This is a genomic window from Brevibacterium daeguense (assembly GCF_021729135.1).
GTDB lineage: Bacteria > Actinomycetota > Actinomycetes > Actinomycetales > Brevibacteriaceae > Brevibacterium > Brevibacterium daeguense.
In genome coordinates this window covers 20087-46166 of sequence record NZ_JAJTWW010000017.1, presented here as the reverse complement: position 1 = coordinate 46166, position 26080 = coordinate 20087, and the positions used below count along the sequence as shown (strand labels likewise).

Annotated in this window: 19 protein-coding genes; 8 read left to right on the top strand and 11 right to left on the bottom strand. The window is 67.8% G+C overall.

Features of this window, described 5'->3' with window-relative positions; translation table 11 throughout:
• Nucleotides 1-79: 79 nt before the first annotated feature.
• Complete coding sequence (betT, locus tag LXN01_RS13095; RefSeq protein WP_236865850.1) at nt 80-2335, bottom strand: choline BCCT transporter BetT; 2256 nt, start codon at nt 2333-2335, stop codon at nt 80-82.
• Nucleotides 2336-2731: 396 nt separating this feature from the next.
• On the opposite strand from betT, the gene LXN01_RS13090 reads away from it, so the two are divergent.
• Nucleotides 2732-3703 (top strand): epimerase, encoded by a 972-nt coding sequence (locus tag LXN01_RS13090; RefSeq protein WP_236865849.1) that lies wholly within the window; start codon nt 2732-2734, stop codon nt 3701-3703.
• Nucleotides 3704-3787: 84 nt separating this feature from the next.
• Here LXN01_RS13090 and LXN01_RS13085 read toward each other — a convergent pair whose 3' ends face one another.
• The 10 genes from LXN01_RS13085 to LXN01_RS13040 form a co-directional block, all read right to left on the bottom strand.
• The gene (locus LXN01_RS13085) at nt 3788-4447 is read right to left on the bottom strand and encodes a hypothetical protein (protein WP_236865848.1); all 660 of its coding nucleotides are present in this window, start codon (nt 4445-4447) and stop codon (nt 3788-3790) included.
• Nucleotides 4444-5340, bottom strand: coding sequence for a DUF1707 SHOCT-like domain-containing protein (locus LXN01_RS13080; protein ID WP_236865847.1), 897 nt, complete (start codon nt 5338-5340; stop codon nt 4444-4446). The genes LXN01_RS13085 and LXN01_RS13080 overlap by 4 nt, the downstream gene beginning before the upstream one ends.
• A 254-nt stretch (nt 5341-5594) precedes the next feature.
• Nucleotides 5595-6053: a 50S ribosomal protein L9 gene (gene rplI / locus LXN01_RS13075; RefSeq protein WP_236865846.1), complete on the bottom strand. Its 459-nt coding sequence runs from the start codon at nt 6051-6053 to the stop codon at nt 5595-5597.
• A gap of 11 nt (nt 6054-6064) precedes the next feature.
• On the bottom strand, nt 6065-6307 hold the full coding sequence (rpsR, locus tag LXN01_RS13070; RefSeq protein WP_236865845.1) for a 30S ribosomal protein S18: 243 nt from the start codon (nt 6305-6307) through the stop codon (nt 6065-6067).
• Between the two features lie 27 nt (nt 6308-6334).
• Nucleotides 6335-6982: a single-stranded DNA-binding protein gene (locus tag LXN01_RS13065; RefSeq protein WP_236865844.1), complete on the bottom strand. Its 648-nt coding sequence runs from the start codon at nt 6980-6982 to the stop codon at nt 6335-6337.
• A 32-nt stretch (nt 6983-7014) separates the two neighbouring features.
• Nucleotides 7015-7305: a 30S ribosomal protein S6 gene (gene rpsF / locus LXN01_RS13060; RefSeq protein ID WP_236865843.1), complete on the bottom strand. Its 291-nt coding sequence runs from the start codon at nt 7303-7305 to the stop codon at nt 7015-7017.
• Nucleotides 7306-7421: 116 nt separating this feature from the next.
• On the bottom strand, nt 7422-8771 hold the full coding sequence (locus LXN01_RS13055) for a hypothetical protein (protein WP_236865842.1): 1350 nt from the start codon (nt 8769-8771) through the stop codon (nt 7422-7424).
• 52 nt (nt 8772-8823) lie between these two features.
• Complete coding sequence (locus tag LXN01_RS13050) at nt 8824-11127, bottom strand: transglycosylase domain-containing protein (RefSeq protein ID WP_236865841.1); 2304 nt, start codon at nt 11125-11127, stop codon at nt 8824-8826.
• Nucleotides 11128-11374: 247 nt separating this feature from the next.
• Nucleotides 11375-13087 (bottom strand): AMP-binding protein, encoded by a 1713-nt coding sequence (locus tag LXN01_RS13045; protein WP_236865840.1) that lies wholly within the window; start codon nt 13085-13087, stop codon nt 11375-11377.
• A 119-nt stretch (nt 13088-13206) separates the two neighbouring features.
• The gene (locus tag LXN01_RS13040; RefSeq protein WP_236865839.1) at nt 13207-14697 is read right to left on the bottom strand and encodes a CCA tRNA nucleotidyltransferase; all 1491 of its coding nucleotides are present in this window, start codon (nt 14695-14697) and stop codon (nt 13207-13209) included.
• Between the two features lie 104 nt (nt 14698-14801).
• On the opposite strand from LXN01_RS13040, the gene LXN01_RS13035 reads away from it, so the two are divergent.
• The 7 genes from LXN01_RS13035 (at nt 14802) to LXN01_RS13005 (ending at nt 24602) form a co-directional block, all read left to right on the top strand.
• A complete protein-coding gene (locus tag LXN01_RS13035; protein WP_236865838.1) occupies nt 14802-15290 on the top strand; it encodes an NUDIX hydrolase in 489 nt (162 codons plus the stop codon).
• Nucleotides 15287-17617, top strand: a complete 2331-nt coding sequence (locus tag LXN01_RS13030) for a DUF6049 family protein (RefSeq protein WP_236865837.1) — start codon at nt 15287-15289, stop codon at nt 17615-17617. The genes LXN01_RS13035 and LXN01_RS13030 overlap by 4 nt, the downstream gene beginning before the upstream one ends.
• Nucleotides 17618-17625: 8 nt before the next feature.
• A complete protein-coding gene (murJ, locus tag LXN01_RS13025) occupies nt 17626-19257 on the top strand; it encodes a murein biosynthesis integral membrane protein MurJ (RefSeq protein WP_236865836.1) in 1632 nt (543 codons plus the stop codon).
• A gap of 46 nt (nt 19258-19303) precedes the next feature.
• Nucleotides 19304-21940, top strand: a complete 2637-nt coding sequence (locus tag LXN01_RS13020; RefSeq protein WP_236865835.1) for a hypothetical protein — start codon at nt 19304-19306, stop codon at nt 21938-21940.
• A 142-nt stretch (nt 21941-22082) separates the two neighbouring features.
• On the top strand, nt 22083-23045 hold the full coding sequence (gene trxB, locus LXN01_RS13015; protein WP_236865834.1) for a thioredoxin-disulfide reductase: 963 nt from the start codon (nt 22083-22085) through the stop codon (nt 23043-23045).
• 5 nt (nt 23046-23050) lie between these two features.
• Nucleotides 23051-23371 carry a thioredoxin gene (gene trxA, locus LXN01_RS13010; RefSeq protein WP_236865833.1) on the top strand — a complete coding sequence of 107 codons (321 nt, stop codon included), beginning with the start codon at nt 23051-23053 and terminating at the stop codon, nt 23369-23371.
• 31 nt (nt 23372-23402) lie between these two features.
• Nucleotides 23403-24602, top strand: a complete 1200-nt coding sequence (locus tag LXN01_RS13005; protein ID WP_236865832.1) for an N-acetylmuramoyl-L-alanine amidase — start codon at nt 23403-23405, stop codon at nt 24600-24602.
• Nucleotides 24603-26080: the final 1478 nt, after the last annotated feature.

Sequence of the window (26080 nt, the reverse complement as noted above, 5' to 3'; positions counted from 1 at the left end):
TGGTCCGGCAACCCGTCCTGCTTGATTCCGGCGCCCTGACCTTCGCCGATGCGGACAGCGCGTCCCTTGACCATCCGGACTACACGTCCTTCGCACCCTGTTCGAGGGCGGGCACCTCCGGCAGGGATCCGGTGGCCGTCACCGGCAGCGGCGGCGTCAGGACGGAAGCCGAGGCAGACGCGCTGGAGACCTTGAGGAATCCCAGGTGCGCCTCGAAGCGGTCGAGGACGCCGCTGATGACCTGCTGCTTGGACAGTCCCATGAGGTCATAGCCCTCGGAGCCGGTGTGGGTGAAGACTTCGAGCCGGTAGTACACGTCCGTCTCCCGCGACATCCGGCCGCCGAACATCGGCACCGGAGCCTCGACCGCGGCGACCTGGTACTGGAAGCTGCGCTGGTCGTCCATGTCGACCAGGAACGTCTGCTCGGTGACGCCGGTCTCCGGGTTGGCCAGCGCCTTGAGCTCCGCCTGGTAGCCCTGGGCGATGAACTCCCGGGTGACCTCCTCGAGGGCCGGCCGGATGACGCGCCCCACGAACTGCCCCACGGCCTTCTGCGTCGGATAGGACCGCAGGTTCGCCAGGCGCTGTCGCCACGTCTTCTCCGGCACCGGACCGCCGTGAACGGCTGTCGAGCTCCGGCGCAGCTCGCGCCCCTCGCGTTCGGCCCGCTCCATCCGCAGCACCTTGGAGAACGACGCCATCACCAGGTAGGCGATGACCGTGACCGGCAGGGCGAAGATCAGCGTGGCGTATTCCATCGTGGTCACGCCACCCGCGACGAGCATGGCGATCGTGAGCACCGCGGTGAGGATCGCCCAGAAGATGCGCAGCCACTTGGGTCCGTCCTGACCCGGATCCGGGATCCACGAGGAGAAGTTCGACATCACCATCGCCCCTGAGTTCGCGCTGGTCAGGTAGAACAGCAGCCCGGACAGCGTGGCCAGGCCGATGAGGAACGCGGCGCCGGGGAACATCTCCAGCAGCGCGTACCAGCCCTGTTCCGGGCTCTCCATCGCGAGTTCGGCGAACTCCGTGTTGCCGTCCAGCACCTCGCGCAGCGCGCTGTTGCCGAAGAGGGAGACGATGATGAAGTCGCACAGCACGGGAGCGGTGATCGCCGCGATCACGAACTCGCGCAGCGTCCGACCGCGGGAGATCCGGGCCAGGAACAGCCCGACGAAAGGTCCCCACGCCAGCCAGAAGGCCCAGAAGAACAGCGTCCAGCCGGCCATCCATTCCGCGCCCTCGGGCTGGTAGCCCATCGTCTGCAGGGTGCGGTCGGGCAGCGACCACACGAAGCGGCCGATGTTCTCGACCAGCGTGTTGAGCAGGAACGACGTCTGCCCGGTGACGAGGATGTAGAGCATCATCGCCCCGGCGCTCCACAGGTTGAGCTCGGAGATCACGCGGATTCCCCGGTCCACGCCCGAGGTGCACGCGGCGATCGTCATCACGACGGCGACCAGCACCAGGGCGATCTGCAGAGCCAGACCCTGCGGGAGACCGAACAGCCACGAGAAGCCGACGTTGAGCAGCACCACGCCGATCCCCATCGACGTGGCGACGCCGAAAACCGTGCCGACCAGGGTGATGATGTCGATCGCGTCACCGGTCGCGCCCTTCACGCGCTTGCCCAGCAGGGGGTACAGGGCGGCGCGGATCGACAGCGGCATGCCCCAGCGGTACGCGAAGTAGCCCATCGCCATCCCGAGCAGCGCGTACATCGACCAGCCGGCGACGCCGTAGTGGAACATCGTCCAGATCACCGCGTCCTGGGCCGCCTCCGCGCTCTGCGGGTCGGCGGTAGGCGGGGAGATGTACTGGGTGATCGGGCCGGTGACGGAGTAGAAGAGCATGTCGATGCCGACGCCGGCGGCGAACAGCATCGCCACCCAGGTGAAGAGCTTGTACTGGGGCCGAGAGTGGTCGGGACCCAGGCGGACGGTGCCCTCCTTGGACAGCGCCACCCAGAGCACGAAGACGATGACGATCGTGACTGTCAGGACGTAGTACCAGCCCAGGTTCTGGGCGATCCAGCCGACGACCGACTTCATGGTCGTGGCGGCGCTGTCCGGCGTCACCATCGCCCACACCGAGAAGGCGATGATGACAAGCGAGGAGATCAGGAAAACGCGCCAGTTCACCCGGGGGCCGCTGCGATCGGCGTTGAGCTCTTCGGGGCCGCGGAGAAGCTCGGTGCTGGAGACCGGGGGCCGGCCCCGTTCCCTGTCGGCACCCGGCCTCTTCCGTTCGGTCCCGCCGAGGCGGTCGCGGGAGATGGGTCCGCGGCCCACTTCTGCTTGAGCCCGGTTCACGTCTTCCGAAAACGACATACACACTCCTGGTCGGCAACATGACAGTCCGCGCCGTCCGGATCACGACGACTGCAGGCTCAATGCTGCAAGCACAGGTCAATGCCGAGGAATGGCTCGGTGGGCGGCACTCGGCGCTCCTGCGCCGGCGGGCGAATGGGGGCTCTTCGCTCCTCTGGACTCGCTCCTGAGGAAGCGGAAATCCGGCTGCGGTGATGCGGGCTCAAGTGCTCTGCGGCTGTGCGTCGTGGTCTCGACGGTCGCGGCTGTTCGAGGGTAGCACGCACTCGGGGAGAAGCTTCTTGTCACGTGAGTACGACTACACCTCGTCGTCGACCACTCCCAGGGTCGCCCACGGCTTCCTGCGGCCCTGCTCCCTTCCTCGGGCGTGCGCATCAAGACCTGTACGGTCGACGTATGAGCACACCACTGGCAGTGATCGCAGGGGCATCGGGCTTCATCGGTGAGCGCCTGAGCGAGGACCTCGCCGGCCGCGGCTACCGGGTCGCGACGATCGGCCGGTGCGGTCCGGTGACCTGGAGCGATCCCCGGGCGATCGAGAGGCTGGTCGACGGCGCCCAGCTGCTCGTCAACCTCGCCGGAAAGAACGTCAGCGGACGGTACAACGACCGGAACCGCAACGCGATCCTCCACTCCCGCATCGACACCACCCGAGCGCTGCGCGAGGCGGTCGCGAAGGCCGAGCTCCCCCCGCGCCTGTGGCTCAACGCCTCGACGGCGACTATCTACCGGCACGCGATGGACCGGCCGCAGACCGAGGACAGCGGCGAGCTCGGAACCGGATTCTCGGTCGATGTGGCGCGCACCTGGGAACAGGAGTTCTTCGCCGGGGAACTGCCCGGGGTGCGCCGGGTCGCGCTGCGGATGGCGATCGTGCTCGGGGACGGACCGGCAACGAACAAGCTGCTGGTGATCACCCGGCTGGGGCTGGGAGGTCCGCAGATCGACGGGTGGTGGCCGGCGCACAGACGGTATCGCGGCATCGGCCCGGATCCCACCGGGGACCTGAGCCCCTCCCACCGGACTCGCGGCGAGCAGCGGTTCAGCTGGATCCACATCGACGATGTGCTCGCCGCGATCCGGTTCATCGAGGAACACGAGGACATCTCAGGAGCCGTCAACCTCGCCGCGCCGAACCCCGTGACGAACCGGGAGCTCATGGCGATCCTGCGCCGGGCAGTCCGCCGACCGTTCGGGCTGCCCGCCTACCGGTGGATGCTCGAGCCGGCGATGTTCGTCCTGCGGGTGGAGCCGGAGATGCTGCTCAAGAGCAGATGGGTGCTGCCCGAGCGGCTGGAGCAGGCCGGCTTCGAATTCCGGTGGCCTCAGCTGGAGGGCGCGATCGGGAATGTCGTCGCGGAGCGATGAGCTCGAAGGTCTGCGCGCCGCACGTCGCGAGGCCATACGTCGCGATGCCACACGTCGCGACGACGCACCTCAGCGCTTTGCTCTTCAGTCGACGACGCTGAGGTCGTCCGCCCTGAGCGTCACCCGTGACCCCGCGGAGAACACGACTTCGATCAGAGGACCGGATTCCCCGCCGTCCCGCTCCGTTCCGTCGCCCTGGAAGACGATCACAGTCCGGACGTCGCCGTCGCCCTCCCCACCGAGCACCTCGCGCGCCTTAGCGATCGCCGCTGCTGGGTCGATGTCGAGCTCCACCGGTTCGAGGAAGGAGTCGATGCTGCCGTGTGCATCGGAGAGGATTCCAGCGTCGCCCTGATTGAGGCTCAGTTGCCTGAGCGTCCCCGACTCGTCCTCGCCGGTGACGAGAGTGCTGTCCTCGTCCAGGTCGATCTGCCCGATGCGGATCAGCCCGGCCCGCTGCGCGGCCGCGATGGCGTCGGCGACAGTGGTGACATCCATCGGCTCCACCGCATTGAGCTCCTCAGCGATCGGCTGCGGTTCCCAGTCCACCGCGGGAGCGCCCGCCTGCTCGGCAGCGTGATCGGATCCAGCGGCTTCGCTCGATCCCGTATCCGCGGGCAGCACGACCAGGGCGAAAAGTGTGCTCGCGGAGAGCAGGCCGGTGACTGCGGGAGCAAGCACGGGTCGCGCGAGGAAGGAACGAACCCACCCGCCGTCTTCCCCGCGATCTGCCTTGCCTGTCACTGCTCGTACACCGCCAGGATCTCCTCGCCCGTCATGGTCCACACGACTGCCCCGCCCCCGCTCTGGTACTCGTCCCTCCCCAGGCGCGCGAGCACCACGGGATCTCCCTGGGCCACGCCTGCGTACTCATTGCTCGCTGCCCGCACCTCCAACGCCACGGTCGGGTGCGCCGCTTGCCCAGTGACGTCTTCATAGATCTCAGGGGCCTTCTCCACCATGGTGGCCAGCACCGCAGGGTCGAGCGCGGAGGGTGCGAAGTAGGCCTGCGGGTACTCGTCCTCGTAGGTCCCGCCCGGTCGAGTCTTGACGCTGCCGTCCGAAGCCACCTGTACGGTGTTGTAGATCGTGCGGTCCTCCAGGGGGACGTCGATCGTCGAGCCGTTCCCTCTGATGATGATCCGAGACGCCTCCTCCTGGTCCATCGCGTGAGCGTGAACCCGGAAGACCTGTGCAGAATCGAGCGCGGGGTTCAGCAAGCCGTCCTCGCCATCTCCGTCAGCTTCGCGCTCCAGCTCCTCCAGCGCGATCGCAGCGGCCTCGGCCTGCTGAATATCGAGCGTGATGTTTCCCACCACCCAGCCTCCGAATGCGCCCACCAGAGCAGCGGCGATGAGGACGCGTGCTCTGCGACCGCCGGTGCGGCGAGTCGGACCGTCCCCGGGCCTCTTCCGGGGCCGCTGCGCCGGCTCGATGGGGACCGGAAGTGATCCCCGCGGGAGATCCGCGATGAGCTCCTCGAGGTCCGCTAGCGTGCTCGCGTGCACCGCTGCCCCTGCGCGACGGGCGAGTTCCTGCTCGTTGAGTCGCCCCTGGGCGTACCCCTCGGCGAGGACCTTGCGGTACGCCTCCCGCTGCGCGAAGGAGGGACGTTCGGTGGGACGGGGAGTGCGCATGAGCTCATTGTGGCCGTGCGGACAGAAGCCTGCCAAAAGCCCGGCGCCTCGGTGTCATCCCGAAGTCTCTCCAGGTGCTCGGCGGGCACCCGCCGCGTGCCCTGTGCCTTCAGCGTCTGATGCCGCCTCCCACATCGGCTTCGCCGTCTGAATCGAGACTGCCGCCCCGCTTTCCAGTCGAAAGCGGGGCGGCAGTCTCGCGTGATTGTGCCGAAGTCTCGAATCAGCGTCCTCGGCACGGGCAGAGCCTAGGATCAGGCCTTGCCGATGACCTCGAACTTCGCGTTGGCGACGATCTCGTCGTGCACGCGCACGGTGGCGGTGTACGAGCCGGCCGACTTGACGTGGCCGGGCAGTGCAACCGAACGACGATCGATCTCTGCGCCGGACGAGGCGGAGAGCGCCTCGGCGACGAGCGCCGGGGTGACAGCGCCGAACAGGCGGCCCTGGGCACCGGCCTTCATCTCGATGCGACCGGTCGTCGACTCGAGTTTCTCCTTGAGGGCGATCGCCTCATCGCGGTCAGCAAGCTGACGCGCCTGGCGGGCCTTGCGGAGCGCCTCGATCTGCTTCTGCGCTCCGGCGGTCCATGGAGTGGCCCAGCCGCGCGGGATCAGCAGGTTGCGCGCGTAGCCCGCGCGCACCTCGACAACGTCGCCGGCGGCACCGAGGCCGTCGACCTCATGGTTGAGAATGAGTTTCTTGGTAGCCATGGTTCCCCCGATCAGCGAGACGAGCTCGAGTAGGGAAGCAGTGCCATCTCGCGGGCGTTCTTGACGGCCTTCGCGATGACGCGCTGCTCCTGCACGGTCACGCCGGTCACGCGCCGAGCGCGGATCTTGCCGCGATCGGAGATGAACTTGCGCAGGGTGGCAGTGTCTTTGTAGGTGATCTGAGAAGCCTCGCCCCGCTTGAGCGGGTTCGCCTTCTTCTTGATCGGCTTATTCCGGGTATCCGGCTTTGCCATGAGTTTCTCCTGTCAAAAAAATTTCGATCAGAACGGGGGCTCGTCGTCGGTCGGGTTGCCCCAACCGCCGCCGGGACCGCTCTGTGGGTTGGACGATGCCCAGGGGTCGTCCTGCTGAGTCTGCTGGGGACCGCGGTTGTAGCCGCCCTGTCCCCCTTGGCCGCCCTGTCCACCCTGGCCGCCCTGTCCGGCACCGCCGGCGTTGGGGTTCTGCCCCCAGCCGCCTCCGGTGCCGCCGCCGGGAGCATTGCCCCCGCGACCGCCGCCGAAGTTGCCGCCGCCTCCGCCGCCTCCGCTGAACCCGCCTCCGCGCTCGTTCTTGGTCACGGATGCGCTGGCGTAGCGCAGGCTCGGGCCGACTTCGTCGACATCGAGCTCGAACACGGTGCGGCGCTCACCTTCCTTGGTGTCGAAGGTGCGCGATTTCAGACGTCCCTGGACGATCACTCGGGAACCGCGCTGGAGGGATTCGGCCACGTTCTCGGCCATTTCGCGCCAGGCGTTGCAGCGGAGGAACATCGTCTCTCCGTCCTTGAACTCCTGGGCCTGACGGTCGAAGGTGCGAGGCGTCGAGGCAACCGTGAAGTTGGCAACGGCCGCGCCGTTCGGAGTGAACCTCAGTTCAGGATCCGCGGTGATATTGCCAACGACGGTGATGATCGTTTCGCCTGCCATGGTGACTCCTTTTCAGCGGCTCCGGTGAGTGATTACTTCGCGTCCGGGCGAAGGATCTTGGTGCGCAGCACGGTCTCATTGAGGCCGAGCTGACGGTCAAGCTCCTTGGTGGTGTCCGGGTTGGCCTGGAAGTCGACGACCACGTAGTAGCCCTCGGTCTTCTTCTGGATCTCGTACGCGAAGCGGCGACGACCCCAGACGTCCACGTTGTCGATGGATCCGCCGTCAGCGGTGACAACCTTGGTCAGCTTTTCGACAGTGGTGCTCACGGAACGCTCGTCGAGTTCCGGATCAAGAATGAGCATGAGCTCGTATTTTCGCACGTGCAACCCACCTCCTCTGGTCTCAGCGGCCATGGTCGGTCCATGGCAGGAGGGTATGTACGGTGTACCGCGCCGTCGGGAGGAATCGGTCCGCCGGCAGCACAGACCTCACTATTCTAGGGGTTCTGGGGGATGCTGTCATTTCGGGGAGCCCGAGCCTCAGCCGACTCTCCCGCACCCTCGGCCGCGGGTTCGTCGGCCAGCGCTCTCGCACCCCCGGCCGCGGGTTCCTCGGTCAGCCTCTCGACTGCGCAGAAGATGACGGCCGCGATCGCGAAGACGCGGAGCAGAGTGAAGGCCGCCAGCCACATCGGTGCCAGTCCGTTCGACGCCTCGAGCGCGGTGACGTCCGAGAGGCTCACTGCCATCGCCAGGCCCGCCTCGGACAGGCCCCAGGCGATCTGCACTCCCAGGTGATGCACCGCCGGCACCGCGAACGGCACCAGCCACAGCGCGTTCACCGTCGGAGCTGCCGGCATCAGGACCAGACTCAAGCCGATCAGCACCGTCGCCACCGCCGGCAGTGACAGCCGGCGACCGTCCGCGGCCATGACCATGAGCACGATCACCACGGTCAGGGTGCTCAGCACCCAGACCAGGACCGACACCAGCACCACGACCGCGCTGTTGAGCCCGGGCTCGAAGCTCAGCAGTGAGGCGATCGAGCCGCGGTCGATCGCATTCTGCCACCAGTACTGGAGGCGGCCGAACAGCCGGCCGTCGGCGACGAGCAGGATTCCCGCGATGATCGCCCAGGCCCCACCCACGACCACGAGCTCCCGACCCCTGCCCTCGGACAGGCCCACGACGACAGCAGCGAGCAGCACCACCGCCGCCAGGGGGTTGATGAAGGCGGCCAGAGCCAGCAGCATTCCTGCGGCCAGCGGTGAATACCCTCCGGGGGTGTCACGGCGCAGCAGCACCAGCGCCCACAGCGCCAGGGCGACGCCGACCGGGTCGAGGGACTGGCCGACGGAGAAGATGACGACCGGCGAGAGGAAGGCCACGGGCAACCAGGACCGGTCGCGGGCGAGCAGCATCAGGGCGATGCCGGCCGCGGCGAATGCCAGCACGTTGAAGAGCATGACGAACACCATGAGGAAAGCGGTGTCCTGGCGGTGATCGCCGGTGCCGAGCAGCCGCCCGAGCTCGACGACCCAGGCAGTGACCGGTGCGAACCCGACGATGTCGCCGGAGGCTCTGCCGGGCGCGGAGGGGAAGGAGGTGCCCATCATCACGTTGGCCAGCGGCGAGGCGCACATCCGGTAGGACGCGAATGGCAGCTCCCAGCCCCGGTGGAGGCACGGGGCCTGCAGCAGGACGCCGAGGAGTGAGCTGAGACCCAGCAGTCCCATCATCGCGCCGGCGGACCAGGCCCTGGTGCGGGCGGTCGCCGAGGCGAGATGCGAACCCATCGGCCCGCCCAGCATGGGGCGGGCGAGGGATTCGGGAGTGGTCCGAGGCATGGAGCAAGCCTACTGGCGAGTGCGGCCCGAGGTCGTCGGGCCACACACTGACTCAGCCGAGGCTCGGCGGGCCGTTGGGCTCGCGCGGCGGCCGGTCGGGCTCGGGCTTCTCCACCGGAGGCTCCGGCAGCTCGGGGCGTTCCTTCGGCGGCTCGGGGCGCTCCGGTTGCTCGGGCTCGGGCTCCTCCGCCGGGGGTTCCGGCTGCTCGGGCTCCTCTTCCGGGGGCTCGTCGCCGAGGTCCGGAGCCTCCTCCTCGGGCTCCCGGGCAGGCTCGTCGCCGCCGGATCCGCCGCCCTGGTCGGGCGCGGGGTTCGGATTCGGGTTCGGGTTGGGACGCTGGGGCACCTGCTTGGGCACACCCGGGTCGTTCTCGGGGGCCTGCGGCTTCTCGACGTCGGGCAGCTCTCCGCGCTTGGGGAACTTCTCGACCGGCTCCCCCTCGAGCGCCTTCGTCATATAGTTCGTCCACGCGATGGTCGGGAAGGTGCCGCCGGTGATGGTGCCGCGACCACCGTACGAACCGATCGTCACCGGATTGCCCGCCTCGTCCTCACGATAGATGGACACGGCGGTCGCCATGTTCGGGGTGTAGCCCGCGAACCAGGCCGAGTAGTAGTCCTGGGACGTCCCGGTCTTGCCGGCGGCGGGCCGGCCCAGGTTCTGCGCGTACGATCCGGTGCCGCCGGAGACCACGCGTGACAGCGCGTAGCTGGTCTCCGCCATGACGTTCTCGTCGAACTCCCGCTCTCCCTCGGTGTCCGGCTCGTACACCACCTCGCCCTCCGGCGTCGTGGCCTTCTCGACGTGATGCGGGGCCCGGTAGATGCCGTTGGAGGCGAAGGTCGCGTAGGCCGAAGTCATGCTCTGGACCGAGGCGTTGGCGGTGCCGAGCACGTTCGCCGCATTCGGGGCCAACCCCGGCGAATCCTCCGGCAGACCCGCGCGCACGGCAACATCCATGGTCTTCTCCGGCCCCACTTCGATGTTGAGCTGGGCATACGCGGAGTTGATCGACTTCTGGGTCGCTGTCAGCAGGCTGACGGGCCCGTAGTTCGAGCCGCCGTAGTTCCGCGGCGCCCAGGGGGTTCCCTCGGTGGTCATCGTCACACCGCTGTTGCCGGTGAAGGTGTCGGTCAGCCGGAAGCCGTTCTCGAAGCCGGCCACCAGGGCGAAGGGCTTGAAGGCCGAACCGGTCTGCGACGTGTCCTCCGTCGCGGCGTTCTGCTGGCGCTCCAGGTAATCCGCCCCGCCGTACATCGCCTTGACACCGCCCGTGGCGGGGTCGATCGAGAGCAGACCGACGTGCATGCCGGACTTGAGCTCCGGCAGCTCCTCGATCGCATCGACGGCGGCTGCCATGTCGTCCTGATCGTAGGTCGTCACGATCTCGAGTCCGCCGCGGTCGATCTGCTCCGGCTCGATGCCGGCCCGCTGCAGCTCCTTGCGGACCGTGTCCAGCAGGTAGCCGTTCGGGCCCTTGAACTGGTTGTCGCCCTTGGTCTCATTGATCTCGGGCATCTCCACCGCGGACGCCTCGTCCTCGGTGAGGTAGCCGAGCTCGACCATGTTCTTCAGCACGTACTGGAAGCGGGCCTCGTACTCCTCCGGGTTCGCCGCCGGGTCGGCAGCGCCGGGACGCTGGATCATCGCGGCCAGAAGGACGCTCTCGGAGACGTCGAGCTCGGAGGCCGGCTTGTCGAAGTAGTTCTGAGCGGCCACTTCGACGCCGTAGCTCTGACGGCCGAGGTAGATCGTGTTGAGATAGGCGGCGAGCACCTCGTCCTTGGTCATCTCCTGATCGATCTTGATCGCGATGAACATCTCGCGGACCTTGCGGTCCAGGCTGCGCTCGTTGGACAGGTAGAAGTTCTTGACGTATTGCTGGGTGATCGTCGAACCGCCGCCGGCGTAATCGTCGGTGATCACGCCCCACACCGCGCGCGAAATGCCCTTGATCGAGATTCCGCGGTTCTCGTAGAACGACTGGTCCTCGGCCGCGATCGCCGCCTGCTGCATGGGCTGGGAGATCTCGTCGATCGACACCGGCTGCCGGTCCTCGATCTTGAAGGTGCCGATCGGGGTTTCGCCGTCATCCCAGAAGACCGTCGACGTCTGGCCGGCCGCCTCGGCGTTCGGTTCGGGAATGTCGGTGACTGCATAGCCGACGCTGAACGCCGCGATCGCCAGGACGAACGCGGCGAGCACGGCAACGCCGAGCAGTCGCAGGGACGGCAGCCACCGGGTCCACCCCGTCACTCCGGCACGCGGATAGTTGAGCAGACCCTTGTTCGAGCTGGTCTTCCCGCCGGCTTCGCCGGACGTGCTCGAAGACGCGGTGTGTGTGCCCTTGGCCAAGAATCCCCCAAGATGTCAGGTCACTGAACTGGACAAGCCAAGCATTCAATGTTTGGAGTCCGGTGAGCAGAAGGTGTGAGCCGAAATCGTGCGCTGAGGTCGATTCCGGCCGGCCGTCACGACAGGATTCCAGATCAGAACCGTGACAGCGGTACATACCAGGTTACCGCCGGGTCAAGGCCGCGGCTCACACCAGATGTTCGAATGCGAGCTATATCACATCGACGGCCGCGAATGAGCGGGCGGGTCAGCCCTTGAGATCGGGGAAGTCCGCGTCCGAGTACTCGGAGTGCTCGATCGTGGATGCACCCTGCCGGGGGTGGATCTCCCGCTCGCGGGCCCGCAGCTCCACGCGCCGGATCTTGCCGGAGATGGTCTTCGGCAGCTCCGTGAACTCGATGCGCCGGATCCGCTTGTAGGGGGCGAGGTTGTCGCGGCAGAACTTGAGGATGTCGCGAGCCATCTCCGGAGACGGCTGGTGGCCGGCGCCGAGCACCACGTAGGCCTTGGGGACTGCCAGGCGGACGGGGTCCGGCGATGGGACGACGGCCGCCTCGGCGACGGCTTCGTGCTCGATGAGCACGCTCTCGAGCTCGAACGGGGACAGCCGGTAGTCACTGGCCTTGAAGACGTCGTCGGCGCGGCCGATGTAGGTGATGAAGCCGTCAGCGTCGCGTGCGGCGACGTCACCGGTGTGGTAGATGCCGTCGACGAACGCGTCGGCGGTGCGGGCCTCGTCGTTCCAGTACCCCGTCGTCAGGCCGACCGGCCGCGGATCGAGCCGCAGGCAGATCTCGCCCTCGTCGGTGAGCTCGCCGGTGGCGGGGTCGCGCAGGATGACGTCGAAGCCCGGCAGCGGCTTGCCCATCGAGCCGTACTTCATCGGCTGGCCCGGGGAGTTGCCGATCAGCAGGGTGGTCTCCGTCTGCCCGAAGCCGTCCCGGATCAGCACGTCCCACTTCTCCTTGACCTGGTCGATGACCTCGGGGTTGAGCGGCTCGCCGGCGCCGAGGGCCTTCTGCGGCGGGGTCGCCAGCAGGGAGAGGTCGGCCTGGATGAGCATGCGCCACACGGTGGGCGGGGCGCAGAAGCTGGTCACACCCACGCGCTCCATGGTCGCCATGAGCGACGGGGCGTCGAAGCGGGAGTAGTTGTAGAGGAAGACGCAGGCTTCGGCGATCCAGGGGGTGAAGAAGTTCGACCACGCGTGCTTGGCCCAGCCGGGGGAGGCGACGTTGAGGTGGACGTCCCCGGGCTCCAGGCCCATCCAGTACATCGTGGACAGGTGGCCGACAGGGTAGGAGACGTGCGTGTGGGCCACCATCTTGGCCTTCGAGGTGGTGCCCGAGGTGAAGTAGAGCAGCAGCAGGTCGTCGGCCTTCGTCGGGCCGTCCGCGGTGAACTCCGCCGGGAAGTCCGCGGCCGAGGAATAGGCGATGTCGGTGTCGCGCGCCGGCTCCGCCCCGACCACGACGCGCGTGAGCGGCAGCGGCACCCAGTCGAACTTCGCCGCGTCTTCCGGACCGGCCACGACGAAAGAGGCCTCGCCGCGCTCTGCGCGATCGGTGAGATCGCCGGAGCCCAGCTGCGTGGTGGTGGGCAGCAGCACCGCGCCGAGCTTGATGCCGGCGAGCATGGTCTCCCACAGCTCCACCTGATTGCCGAGCATCACCATGACGTGCGAGCCGCGCTGCACTCCGGCCGCCCGCAGCATGTTGGCCACCCGGTTCGAGCGCTCCGCCAGCTCCCGGAAGCTCCATCTGCCCTCCGTGCCGTCCTGCTCGACGATCCACAGCGCAGGGCTGTCATTGTCCCGGGCGATCTCGTCGAACCAGTCGAGGGCGAAGTTGAAGTTCTCGAACCGCGGCCACTCGAACTCCGCGACCGCGCCGTCGTAGTCCTCCCGAAGCTCGATGAGCCGGTCCCGGGCAGCCCGGAACCGGTCGGTAGCGGTGCTCATATGCTCTCCTTTGACGAATACGTCACCTCTGCGTCCGAGTCACAAGCTACCAGGAGGTCCGGACCCCGAGCTGAGCGGTGCGCCGGTGAGCATCAGGGTCTCAGGATCCGGCCCGCCGCTCAGGATTCGGCCTGCTGAGCCTGCTGTGCGGCCCACCACTCCCGCAGCAGCTCCGCTGCCCGGTCCTCGCCCAGCGGCCCGTGCTCCATCCGCTGATCGAGCAGGAACCGATAGGCCCGACCCACCGCAGGTCCGGGCGGGAGGTCCAGCAGTGCCATGATCTGCGTGCCGTCGAGATCCGGGCGGATGGAGTCGAGCTCCTCCTGCTCGGCCAGCACCTGGATCCGGTGCTCGAGGTCGTCGTACGCGTGCGCCAGGCGTTCGGCCTTGCGCCGGTTGCGCGTGGTGACGTCCGAGCGGGTGAGGATGTGCAGCCGGGTCAGCAGATCCCCGGCGTCGTTGACGTAGCGGCGGACCGCCGAATCCGTCCAGCCCGCGTCCCCGTACCCGTAGAACCGCAGATGCAGCTCGACCAGCCGGGCGACCTTCTTGATGGTGTCCTTGTCGAAGTGCAGCGCCCTCATCCGCTTGGCGGTGAGCTTCGCGCCGACGACATCATGGTGGTAGAAGGTCACGGCCCCCGAGCTCTCGAACTTCCGAGTGGCCGGCTTGCCGACGTCGTGCATGAGTGCGGCGAAGCGGACGACGAAGTCCGGCACCGGGATCCGCTGCGGGTCGTCGGCGGCGATTCCCTGCTCCGTCTGGCGCTCGGCGTAACGTCCCTCGAGCTCGACGGCCTGGGTGAGCACGGTGAGGCTGTGCTGGTAGACGTCCTTGTGCCGGTGGTGCTCGTCGCGCTCCAGCCGCAGTCCCGCCACCTCCGGCAGGATGTGATCGGCCAGACCCGTCGCCACGAGCAGCTCGACGCCGGTGCGCGGTTCGCGCCCGCAGATGAGCTTGACGAGCTCGTCGCGCACCCGCTCAGCGGAGATGATGGTGATGCGCTCGGCCATGTCGGTCATCGCCGCGACCACCTCGTCAGCCGGGGTGAAGCCCAGCTGGGAGGCGAAACGGGCGGCCCGCATCATCCGCAGCGGGTCGTCCGAGAAGCTCATCTCCGCCCTGCCGGGGGTGCGGATGATGCCCTCCTGGAGGTCGCTGAGACCGCCGAACGGGTCGACGAACACCCGGCTGGGCAGTCGGACGGCCATCGCCCCGATCGTGAAGTCGCGACGGACGAGGTCGTCGTCGAGGTGCCGGCCGAATGCCACGGTGGGCTTGCGGGAATCCGGGTCGTAGGCCTCGGCGCGATAGGTCGTGATCTCGATCTGATAGCCGCGCCTGCGCATCCCGATCGTGCCGAACTGCTTACCGATGTCCCAGTGGGCGTCCGCCCAGCCGCCGATGAGTCCGAGGATGTCATCGGGTCGGGCGTCGGTGGTGAAGTCGAGGTCGGGCATGTCGCGGCCCAGCAGGGCATCGCGCACCGAACCGCCGACGAGGGCCAGCTCGAAGCCGGCGTCGGCGAACATCTTCCCGAGTGGCCCGAGGATCTCGTCGAGAGCGTCGAGAGCGCCGGCCAGTCGGGTGTGCGCCTGCGCCAGGAACAATGGAGACCTCCTCGGATTCGATTCCACCCAAGGGTACCGGTGCCGCGCCTCGCCCCGACGGCGGCAACCACCAAACGTTGAGACGATCCGGATAAGGTGAAGTCATGCCCAGGCCGCTGCCCAAACCGGGACCCTTTCCGTCCCGCTCGAACACCGTGGAGGAGACCTCCGCGGGCGGCATCGTGGTCGATTTCGCCTCCCCGGGCCTGGAAGTGGCCGTGATCGCGCGCATCAATCGGGCCGGCCGCCTCGAATGGTGCCTGCCCAAAGGGCACCTCGAGGGCGATGAGACCGCCGCTCAGGCGGCCCGGCGGGAGATCGCGGAGGAGACCGGCGTCGAAGGCGACGTCGTCGCCCCGCTCGGCAGCGTCGACTACTGGTTCTCGGTCGCCGGCTATCGGGTCCACAAGGTGGTGCACCATTTCCTGCTGCGCGCCACCGGAGGCACGCTGACGGTGGAGAACGATCCGGACCACGAGGCCGTCGATGCGGCGTGGGTCCCCTTCGACGAGCTCCCGTCCCAGCTGTCCTTCGCCAATGAGAGGCGGATCGTGGCAGCTGCCCGCACCATCCTCCCCCGGTTCCTGACATGAGCCTGGCCGGCATCCGGCATCAACCTGCACCACTGCGCAGACTCCTCTTCATCCTGCTCACCGCGGTGCTGCTCATGCTCGCCGGCGGCGGCCTCCACGCGCTCCCCGCTCACGCCTTCGCCTCCCCGGCTCCGAATGCCCCCGCTGCCGAACCGTCGGGACCGCACCTCGGGCTGCAGGAGGTCACCACCTGGCTCGATCCCGACGGCACCCTGCAGGTGGCAGGCCGGCTGCGCAATCCCGGCGGCTCCGAGCTGACCCGGCCCCGCCTCGAGCTCCTGATGTCGACGGACCGGCTCGACTCCCGGGCGGAGATCAACGCCTGGAAGACCGACGTGTCCTCCCACCGACTGCTCGCCACCAGCGCGACCGCCGGGCAGGACGGCTCCGGCAGCGGTGCGGACAGCCCCGGCGGCGCCGACACGGGGGCCGGTGGCGCGGGCTCCGGGACGGATACCGGGAGCGCCGGCGACCAGGCCGTCGTCACCCCCGAGCTGCCGGAGACAGTCGCCCCGGGGTCGACCTCGGACTTCCGCTTCGAGGTCCCGGCCGACCAGCTCGGGCTCGGTACGCAGAACCCGCTGAGCTCCTGGGGAGCGCGCGGCGTGGCCGTGCGCCTGCACGGGCAGACGGGCGCGGGCCCGACCGCCGACACCGCAACCGCGTTCACCACCTGGTATCCGGAGCCCGACTTCGAGCCGACCGGGATCACCATGATCATGCCGGTGACGCTGCCGGGATTCTCGCCCACCGGGCTGATCTCGCCGGAGAAGCTCGAGCAGTCCGCTGCGAACGGTGAGCTCAGCCGACTGCTCGCCGCCGCCGAGGTGGATGCCGCGATCGCCCTGGCCGTGGATCCCCGGCTGCTGGTCTCGGTCGAGATGGCGCTGCGCGATTCCGAAGCCGAATCGCCCGCCCCGACCTCCTCGCTGCCTTCCGGCACCGATGCGCCCACCGATCCCGAGGAGCTCATCGAGGAGCCGGAGACCGGCGAGGACCCCACCCCGGCGCTGCGCGACTGGTTCGCCGGATTCACCGAACTCGCCGCCGACCGGGAGGTCATCGCCCTGCCGTGGGCCGACGCCGACCTGCTCGCCCTGCGCGAGGCGGGCCTTGCTGGGCTCGCCGACCGCGCCTCCGATGAGATCGCCGTCGTCAGGGAACTCCTCCCCGATGCGCGCACCGACTTCGTCTGGCCCGTGTCGGGCACCGTCACCGCGGAGAATCTCGACGAGATCGTCGACGGCGGCACCGACACCGTGATCCTGTCCGATCTCCAGCAGCCGGCGCTGACCGGCTACACCTCGGACGCCCGCTCGACCATCGGCCTGTCCCCGGTCGGCGGGGCCGGAGTCGGTCCGCTGGCCGACTCCCTCGTCGTCGACACCGGCCTGTCGGATGCCGTCGCCGACGCGGCCGCCCAGCCGGCCCGCGCCTCGGCGGTCAGCGAATACGTCGCCGAGAGCTCCGCGATCACCTCGGAGCGGCCCTACGATCCCCGTCATCTCCTGGTCATGATGCCCCGCACCGGGGCCGACGAGTCGTGGCGCCTGATCGCCGAGGCGACCCGCTCGGCCGGGTGGCTGGAGCACCGCTCGCTCAGCTCGCTGCTGGAATCCCAGCCGGTCGCGCGCGCCCCGCTCGTCAACCCGACCCGGCAGGCCGGCCTGAGCGCCGACGGCCTCGGCCACCTCGCCGAGGCACACGAGCGGGCCGAGGCGTTCGCCGCGGTGTTCAGCGAACCCGGACTCGCCCGCCAGGACCTGGACCGGATGATCCTGTCGTGCACCTCGGCGACCTGGGCGGACGCACCGAACTTCCCCGAGTGCACCGGTCAGGCGACCGACGAGGTCGACGCCACCATCGACGGCATCGCCCCCGAGCAGGGTTCGCCGGTCCTGCTCGTCACGGGTGAGCGGACCACGGTCCCGGTGCGCGTCGAGAACACCACCGACCGGCCGGCGACCGTCACGGTGCAGGTCACCGCCCGCACCCCGCAGCTGCGCACGCAGACGACGGAACCCGTCGTGCTGCCGCCCCGGCAGACCACGCGGGTGGATGTCCCGGTGGAGGGCCTGGCCAACGGGGACGTGGAGACGATGATCCAGGTCGTCGCCCTCAACGGCTACGTCGCACCGAGCACCGGGGAGCTGCTGGTGCGGGTGCGGGCCGACTGGGAGAACATCGGAACCGCGGTGATCGGGGCCGGCCTGCTCGTCGTGTTCGTCATCGGACTCGTCAAGTCCATCGCGCGGGGCAGGCGTAAGATTCCCCAGAGCCAGCTCGACGCGGCGGTCGCGCGAGCCCAAGAATCCGACACCCCCTAGGAGCCCCAGTGGCAGCCACGAAGCTCGCATCCCTTGCGAAGTCTTCCGCGGTCATGACAGCCGGCACCCTCGTCTCCCGCATCCTCGGCTTCGTCAAGGCGATGCTGCTGGCCACGGCGATCGGCGTCACCGTGGGCGGCGCCGCCGACGCCTTCGACATCGCCAACAAGGTTCCGAACAACCTGTACATGCTGCTCGCCGGCGGCGTCCTCAACGCGGTCCTGGTGCCGCAGATCGTCCGGGCCACCCGCCGGACCGACGGCGGCCGCGACTTCACCAACCGGCTCCTCACCCTGACCGTGACCCTGCTGTTCGCGGTCACCGTCGTCGCTACCCTGTGCGCCCCGCTGCTCGTGCGCCTGTACTCCACCTCCGCATGGAGTCCGGAGCAGACCGCGCTCGCCGTCGCCTTCGCGTACTGGTGCCTGCCGCAGATCTTCTTCTACGGCCTGTACACGATGCTCGGCCAGGTGCTCAACGCCAAGTCGTCCTTCGGGCCCTACATGTGGGCGCCGGTGCTCAACAACGTCGTGTCGATCGCGGGACTCCTCGTGTTCATCGCGGTGTTCGGCACCGGTCAGCAGGGCGAGCACGCGGTGGGCACCTGGGACGCCGGGAAGATCGCACTGCTGGCCGGCTCGGCCACCCTCGGGGTGATGTGCCAGGCGCTCGTGCTGATCTGGCCGCTCAAGCGGATCGGCTTCACCTACCGGCCGACCTTCGGATTCCGCGGCTTCGGACTGAGCACGGCGGGCCGAGTGGCCGGCTGGACATTCGCGGCGGTGCTGGTCGGTCAGCTCGGCTACATCGTCACCAGCCAGGTCGCCTCGACGGCCTCATCGACCACCGGCGAGCCCTCGGCATCGAATGCCGCCTACTCGCTCGCGTACCTGATGTTCATGCTGCCCCACTCGCTGGTCGCGGTGTCGCTGGCGACTGCGCTGTTCACCTCGCTGAGCACCTACGCCGCGGACGACGACGTCGATTCGGTGCGCTCCTCGCTGGCACTGGGCACCCGCCTCGTCGGCCTCGTCAACGTGTTCGCCACCGTCGCGTTCATCGCCCTGGCGGGTCCGGCCGCGATGGTGATCGGCGGAGGCTCCCAGGAGCAGGCGCGCTCCATCGCCCCCGTCATCGTCACGATGGTCATCGGTCTGGTCCCGTTCAGCGCGAACTATCTGCTGCAGCGCGTCTTCTACGCCTATGAGGACGCGCGCACCCCGTTCTGGATCCAGGTTCCCCAGGTGGTGCTCACCGCCGCCGGGGTGCTGGCGGCCGGCTTCCTGCTGCCCAAACCCCTGATCGTCGCGGGGATCGGCCTGGCCATGAGCTGCGGCTACCTGCTGGCGTGCTTCCTCAGCGCGGTGCTGCTGCGGCGGCGCATCGGACACCTCGGGACCGGGCAGATCCTGCTGGCGCACGCCAAGTTCGCGGTCGCGGGCGGGCTGAGCTGTGCCGCCGGCTTCGGCCTGCTGCGCTGGGCCGGGCCCGAGGCGTGGGACGGTCGGCTGCCCGCCCTGCTCACGGTGGCCTGGATCGGCCTGGCAATGCTCGGTCTCTACCTGGCAGTCTGCTGGGTTCTCCGAGTCTCTGAGCTGCGCGCCGCGCTTGAAACGGTCCGGCGGGTCCTGAAACGGTAGTATTCAGGTCTGAGCGGGAGCGGGTGTCTGCGGAGGTGGTCCCTTGATGAGAATGGAACGCGGCACGGTTGTCGCCGATCGGTACGTCGTCTCCGAGGTTGTGCGACCCTGGCTGGCCGAGTTCCCCGACATCGGGTCCGTCTGCCTGGTGCTCGACGCGATTCTCGATCAGCCGGCGATCCTGTACACGGCGGACGCCTCGCGCTCCGGTGACCTCCTCGACGCCGCACGGCGCTCCGCGCTGCTCACCGATCCGCGGATTCCCGGGATCCACGACGTCGGGCGCTTCGAGGACATCGAGTACGTGGTCTGCGAGCGGACCGGTGCGAAAGGTCTGCCGGAGCTGCTCGCCCACGGGCCCCTCGATCCCGAGGCGGCACGCGCCGTCGTCGGAGAACTCGCCACCGCACTCGTCCACGCCTCCAAGCGGGGCCTTCACCACCTGTGCCTGGGCCCGGAGTCGGTCGGCCTCAACGCCGAAGGAGACGTCGTCGTCCACGGAGTCGCCATCGATGCCGCGGTCGCCGATGAGCCGTACGAACTCGGACTGGACTCCCTGTCGGACCGGGACAGCCTGCGCGAGGACGCGCTGGCGATCGTCAACATCCTCTACGCCTGCCTGACGGGTCACTGGCCGGGGGACGAGCCGCGCGCCGGCATCCCGGTCGCCCCCCGCAAGAACAACCGCTTCGTCCGGGCCGACGCCATCACGCCGGGGATCCCGCGGGAGCTCGAGGACTTCGTCTCCGCCATCGTGACGAAGACCGAGCCGGGGCCTCGCAGCCCGAGCGAGATCGTCCGCTACCTGGGGCAATGGGACACCCGCGCACTCAGCCGGATAGCGCAGACGGCGGTGAGCCTGGATGAGGCACTCCGCGACGACCAGGCGCAGTTCACCGTCACACCCGCGGAGAAGCTCTCGACCACCGCGCCGACGGGCAACCTGGACCGGACCGCGGGGGCGCGTCCCCAGCGCAAGACGGAGCGTCCTGCCGTGCCGGACGAGACGACCAGACCGACCCGCCGCGCCACCCCCCAGCAGCTGCAGGCCGCTCTCACCCGGATCGGCATGACGCGGCCGGGCACACACGGCCTGGCAGCCGGTGTTGCCGACGGAAACCGGGCGCCGTTCGACGAGCGGATGCAGATGCGGCAGGCGACGACCTTCCCCATCTCCGCGGAATCGCTCGTCGAGGCGTCCGAGGACACCCCGCAGTGGCAGCCCGAGGAGATGTACTCGTCGTACTCGGAGTACGCCTCGCGCGAGGTCGACTCCAACAGGACCCAGCCGATCATGACCCGCGATCAGGCGGAGCAGTGGAAGCGGGCCGAACAGTCGCTGAGAGCCGAGGACACGCAGGCGATCGAACTCGGCCAGTCGGATAGCGCCGCCGCCGGCCACTCCGATGAGAACGAGGACGCCGAGGACGACGGCTCATGGTTCCTCGGGGGGATGTTCACGACCCGCGAGGATGAGATCGCCCGCCAGCGCGCGGAGTACGAACGCGAATTGCAGTTGCAGAGGCAGGCGGAGGAGAACGCCCGGCGGAGCCTGGAGGCTGCCCGTGCCCGGAGCCGCGCCGATGTCACTGCAGGGCCCGACGTCCCGACTCAGCAGCTGCCGGCCGGCGGGAACCCGGAGCAGCCCGGTGCCGGCTCAGGGGCTGGTGGCGCCGCCGATGTGGACCGCGGCACAGGTTCGACTGCTGGTGGCGCCGCCGGAGCTGATTCGGGCAGCGCGAAGACCGCCGGATCCGCGGTGACGGTGAAGCCTGCCGTCAGCACGCAGCCGACGGCCGGCATCCGGCATCAGGCCAGGGCCGGGGCCACCTCCCCCGGTTCCTCTCGCGGCTCAACTGCGGCCCGTGCGACCGCCGGCGCGGCGACTGCCGCGGCCGGGGTCGGAACTGCGGGGGCCGCGGGCCGACCCGGCCAGGCGAGCGGTGCACCGGAGAGTGGCGCCTCGAGCGGTGCCGGTGTCGCGCCGAGTGGCGGCGCCTCGGACGGTGCAGGCCGTGGCTCGAATGGTGAAGGTGCTGTCACCGGTGGCCCCGCTGGCCCAGGGCGGCAGAAGAAGCGACGTTCGACGGCAGTTCCGCTGACCCTGGCAGTCATCGTCCTGCTGGTGGTCATCGGCCTCATCGTCGGCATATTCCTGCGACCGGGACAGGAGTCCGCGCCGCAGGTGCAGGACCCTGCGACTGCTCCACCGGAGACCGCATCGGAAGGCGAGGGGCAGGACACCGGCACTGCCAGTGTGCCGCCCGCGATCGCCTCGGCGGAAGCCCTCGATCCCCAGGGCGACGGCGCGGAGAACAACGCGGATGTCGACAATGTGCTGCCGGGCGTGAGCGGCGTCTGGCAGACAGACAACTACAACTCCGCGGCCTTCGGAGGACTCAAGGACGGGCTCGGCATCGTCCTCGAACTCGAGGAGGAGGGTACGATCAACGCCGTCGACCTGATCTCCGGCAGTCCCGGAGGCCAGATCGAGATCCGCGTCGGAGACTCGGCTGACCCGGAGGAAGCCGAGGTCGTCGGCCGCGGCTCACTGCCCGACGACACCGGCTCGTTCGACCTGGACGAACCGGCCACGGGCACCCATGTGTTCGTCTGGATCACCGAACTGCCGGAGACCGAAGATGGCTTCCGCGCGAGGATCAGCGAAATCGGACTTTCCTGACCCGGAGCGCAGCCTTGAGGACACCCGGAATAAAGCGGCCCGATCATCACGTTGTGCTTGCGAACAGAAAATTCCGTATCCAGAAACACTGCAGCGATGGCCGGCGCCGACAGCCGGGCAGCCCATCAGCCAAGGAGTACTCATGACCGAGCGTCAAGTCGTCATAATCGGTTCCGGACCTGCCGGCTATACAGCAGCCATCTACGCTGCCCGCGCCAATCTCGCGCCACTGGTCATCGCTGGATCCGTCACTGCCGGCGGTGAGCTGATGAACACGACCGATGTAGAGAACTTTCCCGGCTTCCCGGAGGGCATCCAGGGCCCGGAGCTGATGGAGAACATGAGAGCGCAGGCCGAGCGATTCGGTGCAGAGGTGCTGTACGACGATGTCGCCGAACTCCGGATGAACCCCGGTGCGCACGGCATCACCACCGCTCTCGGAGCCGAGTACACCGCTCGCTCCGTGATCCTGTCGACCGGCTCCGCCTATCGGGAGCTCGGACTGCCGCGGGAGAAGGAACTGTCGGGCCACGGAGTCAGCTGGTGCGCAACCTGTGACGGCTTCTTCTTCAAGGACCAGCACATCGCCGTTGTCGGCGGTGGTGATTCCGCAATGGAGGAGGCCACCTTCCTCACCCGGTTCGCATCCAAGGTCACCCTGATCCACCGCCGTCAGGACTTCCGGGCCTCGCAGACCATGATCGACCGCGCCAAGGCTGATCCGAAGCTCGAGTTCCTGCTCGACTCCGAAGTCGCCGAGATACACGGGACCGACTCGCTCACCGGTCTGACCGTTCGCAACACCACGACCGGGGAGACCAGCGAGCTGCCGGTCACCGGCATGTTCGTCGCCATCGGTTCGGATCCGCGCACCGATCTGGTCAAGGACGAGCTCACCTTGCGCGAGGACGGATACCTCGCGGTGGAGGGCAGGAGCTCTCGGACGAATGTCGAGGGAATCTTCGCCGCGGGGGATGTCATTGATCCCGTCTACCGGCAAGCGATCACCGCCGCCGGATCCGGTTGTGTCGCAGCCACCGATGCAGAGCACTATCTGGCAAACCTCAAGGAACCCGCGCTGCAGGTTTCACTGTCAAAGGAGTGAAGAATATGTCCAAGGAAGTCACCGACGCTACATTCGACGCCGAGGTCCTCAAATCCGACAAGCCCGTTCTCGTCGATTTCTGGGCACCCTGGTGCGGCCCGTGCCGCATGGTGTCGCCGATCGTCGACGAGATCGCAGACGAGAACGCCGACAAGCTCAATGTCGTGAAGGTCAACACCGACGAGAACATGGAGACGGCTGCCGCCTACGGAATCACCTCGATTCCCGCGCTCTACGTCTTCAAAGACGGTGAAGTGGCCAAGACCATCATCGGTGCTCGTCCAAAGCCGGCTCTGCTTCAGGAACTGCAGGAGTTCATCGGCTGACGCCGGATCTCAGCCGACTACAAGGCGCCTGTTGTACGCTCAACAGGCGCCTTCTGCTTACCCGAACCGACTACTACAGCTTGCGAGACCGATGAGTCCTACGTCCAATTTCCCGCTGCTGTCTCTTGGTGACACCAGTCCGGTGCTGCTGGCAACCAAGGGGCAACTGGCCCGCATCGGACTCAACGTAGGCGACACCGAATCGCCGGTATTCGATCAGGCTTTCGATTACGCGGTCCGCGCTTTCCAGCAGGAGCGCGGAATCATCTGCGACGGAGCCCTCGGTCCGGAGACTTTCGCGCAGATTGAGCTGGCACGATTCCGCCTGGGCGATCGTGTGCTCCGGTACGACCCGGTGCGTCCCCTGCGCGGCGACGACGTCGCAGAACTGCAGTCGATCCTGAGCGCTCTCGGGATGTACACGCGGCCGATCGACTACGTATTTGCCCAGGTCACGGACGCAGCCGTGCGCGAGGCTCAATCCGGCATCGGCCTGAGAGCCGACGGCATTGCAGGACCGGTGACTCTGGAAGGACTGCGCGCAGTGCACCGAGGCACGAACGATGGCAACGTCTTCGCCCTCCAAGAGCGAGCTCGGGTCAATGCTTCCGGCCCCTCCCTGGTCGGGCGCATCTTCGTCATCGAAGCGGCTACTGCGCAGTCGGATTTCGCGACTACCCTCTATCCCGAGGACCTTGCTGAGCTGGCGAACCAACATTCCTCGGACATCGGACGCCGCCTGGAAGGTCGCCTGGCAGCCCTCGGCGCAGCTACAGTCCTCGTCACAGCCCAGCAGAAGTCCGACGATCTCGCCGACGAGTTGGGGGCATCTGCGGTCATCACGATCAATCTGGATGCAAGCAGCTCTCCGACAGCGAATGGTGCTGCAACCTACTACTTCGGTCGTGAGGATGAGCGCTCTGTCGTCTCTCCTGTGGGAAGGGCACTGGCTGAACTTGTGCAGAAGGAGATCTGTGCCCGCACCGATCTGCTGGATGGCCGCGTCCACGCCCGTACCTGGGAGTCCCTTCGTCGGCTGCGCACTCCGAAAGTCCACGTGCTCCCGGGGTACATCACCAATTGCGCCGATCGCGCGGCACTGGCGGAATCGGCGATCCGCGACAGAATCGCAGAAGCAATTGCGGCTTCTCTGCAGCGCCTCTATCTTCGCGAGGACAGTGATCCGCCAACCGGCACTCTGGATCTCTCTGCCTTCCAAGCGCGCAGATAGTCTACTTGGCCGGTCAACGGCAATGTTTCACGTGGAACACGGGAGCTAGCCAGTTCTCTGGATCGCCGCCCTCGGTTAGTGAAACTCGACGCACGATAGTTGACAGTGCAGGGCAACGATGGGCCAGGAGGACGAGTCGTCCGCGCCTGCGGTTCCCGTAGATCGCCTCTGCTCGCGTTTCACGTGAAACATCTGTCCTGGGCCCACAAGGGCCTGCTTCCCGAGTTGCACACTCGGCCGGAGGTTGCCTCAAGGGTCAGGTCCCGGTATTCTATCCGTCCGTTGCGACGAACGGCGATGGCGAGCGGGTACCGGTACACCGAGGTCGCCGCGAGTGCGGCGCCAACGATCGCGCTTCCAACAATTGAAGTGGGCTCGACCCGTCGGGCCGGCGCCAGTTGCAGGGACGCTTCATCATTGACCACATCAGCAACCTACGCCACCTGCGCGCCGCGGATGGAGCGGAGCCGGCGAGTATCTGCAATCCTGGTATCCGTCGGAGCCGCCTCGACGTCGAGCCGCCGATCCAAGCACCAAGCTTGGACTTGTCACACGCACCTGCTTCGAGCCAGATCATCGACTCGGCCGTGCCCGCAGCTGCCTGCACCTGACGCGCCTTCTCGAAGCTTCACCCGACGCAGTGAGCCCGCTTCCAAGCCAGATGAACACGCTGCGGCAGGGCCCCAGCTCTCCACGTGCCGAGCCGGCACTATCCAGCGCAGGGCGCCGTACGCCGCCCCTCCACGTCCCATCAACGCGTGTTGGCGTCATCTGTCCGCTCCGCCGTCAGCGCCGAGGCCAGGACCGACCGATCCCGAGGCCCGTTTGAGTGCGGGCACGATTCTCCGGCATCCTCGACACCCGCCCTCGGGCCCGCACCAGCCGACCGAATCTTCCCACCTACAACCTAGTAGGCACGGTGCGGCTCCTGATCTCCGCAATGAACTGCCAAACGGCCACATAGTGGGGATGTTCCACGTGGAACATCAGCTCGTTCGCTGGGCATACGGACGCTTCGGGGCTTTGCAGTGTCCTGTATGCCTTATTGCACTTCAAAATTGAGTACGGTTCCGCCAACTGGATGGATAGAAGGTACGTCAAGTATCTCCGTGGGAGTACTCGTTTCACCGGAGTACACCCAATTTCGAGGGAGGCAGGGCCCGCCGCTGGTGCTCTTCGACGCAATCATTGGGGTGTTCGGGAGCAACCCTGTTCGCGCCATGTCATGCGTGCGCCCTTCGCGCCCTCCCTAGCCGGTGCGGAGAAAATTGTGGCTGGCGTTCAGGATGGCGGGGAACCATTTCCACGCCCAGACGAGCGCAGGGTGCCTTGTGTCCCGCCCTTGGCGATGACAACGGAGCGGACCTATGACCCGACCTACAATGACAGCTCCGTATGGTGAATATCGGTGCGGGATACAGGCAGCTGGGTAGAACGGAGCTACACCACGAATTGTCCCCGTGACCAGGGCGGCGCTC